General features: G+C 46.7%; 1 protein-coding gene. It reads left to right on the plus strand.

The window, feature by feature from the left end; translation table 11 throughout:
- A partial coding sequence (locus R7P67_RS23505) for a M66 family metalloprotease (RefSeq protein ID WP_318086152.1) occupies positions 1–1,823 on the plus strand: 1,823 nt, incomplete at both ends.

The following is a 1,823-nucleotide window of genomic DNA, read 5'->3' on the forward strand; positions in this document are numbered from 1 at the left end:
TCAAACTCGATGACGCAGGTAACGAAGTATCGCGTCAGCTTAAGCGTTGGAAATACCTACCAAAAGAGTTGCAAGTGAAAGCCGCAGATGCGATTACGGTTGCGACTTACAGCAATACGCTTGTTCACGAGCTTGGTCATAACATGGGTCTGCGCCATAACTTTAAAGGCTCAAATGACAAAGCGAACTACTACACGTTAGAGCAAGCGCATCAACTTGGTTTGAACAACATTCCTGCTTACAGTTCGACGATGGACTACGCACCAAGCATGTTGGATGAAACGCCAACTTGGGGTCTGTACGATATTGCGGCGTTTAAGTTTGGTTACGGTCGTAAAGTCGAGACTATTCAAGATTCTTCAGGTTCAGCTCCTGCGCCTGTTGCGAAACCGGCAGACAGTGCGAGCGATGAAGACAAAGCGGCATACGCTCGTTATCTCGCTGATCAGCAAGCCTACCAACAAAGCTTTGCATACAAGTTTGGCAACAATCCAGACAACACATCGCTGATGGTTTGTTCTGAAGTGAAGGCACTAACGGGGAACGAGAAAGGCAAATCACTCTACAACTGTGACTTCAGCCGATTCGATACCGCCGCGTTGTCTGATGATCCAGAACTGAATGCGAAAACTCGTTATGGCGCACTTTACTACCTAGATAAAGTGAATGAAATTGAGCGTAAGTCTTACGATTTCTGTACCGATGGGAACGTTTCTCTAAACAGCGACTGTAACCGTTTTGACGAAGGTACAAACCTAGAAGAAATTGTTTCTTACGAGTGGCAGAACTATCTCGATAGCTATGATCGACGCAACTTGGAGTTATATGGGACGACGGGATTATTCTCGTCCGATTATCCTGGTTACTTAGTGCGCCGTTATATGGAAATGAGCGCTATCCGTGACAAGATGGAAGATCTTGAGCGCATCGATAACCTGTACACCAATCTTGGTTACACTTCGTCAACGGATAAGCCGGGTGATTTCTTATTGCGCATTGCTTCAAACCCTCAATACTGTAGCGAAGGCAAAGCCGATAACTCATGGTTCTGTGATTACGCGAATGGGGCGAAAAAATCCGCGGCGTTCTTCCTTGATATCTTGCGCACACCAGAGCATCAATGTGTGATAGAAAATGCGGCAGGCAACCAAAAAGTGATTTCTTTTGGTCAACTGTTAGACAACAACTCACACCAAATTCCGGCTGATTACGATCTTTCAACAGCCAGCTGTTTTGATGATTTGGCAGCACGCTTTATCGAAGATTCAGATGAGGGCTATATAGCTGTTGCGGAAACTGCGAATGGACGCTTCCTAAACTCAATTGGTAGCTTTGACCCGGATTACCCTTGGTCAAATGCGGTGTCTGTGTTGGGTAACTGGCCAGACAAAGCGTTGGCGAGCCACTTCTTAGCACGTCGATTCTCGAACCGTTTTACCGATGAGGTGAGCTTTGCATCGCTGCTTGATATCCCTGGGGTGCAAGCTGAATACGAAGACATCATGGGCAACATCGTGGCAAATGATGCGTTAAATACGCCAGTTAAATTGGTGGGTAAAGACGGTAAGGAATACACCAATCTAAAAGGTGTTACCGTGAACCTACACATCACTGAGCAAATGGAGTCCCTACCACCAATGCCTCGTGGTATTGCAAGATTCCTTGATATTGGCGCAGAAGGTCGCGGACGTGTTGGCGATGTCATCTTGAGAATGGGAGTGCGCCAAATGAAGTCTTACGACTACACAGTGAAGACTCGTGGTCAATCTCAGTTTGATACGTTTACGAAGCAGCAAGACCGCTACGGTATCATCGCGGGTGAC

The organism is Vibrio sp. Vb0937 (genome assembly GCF_033338855.1).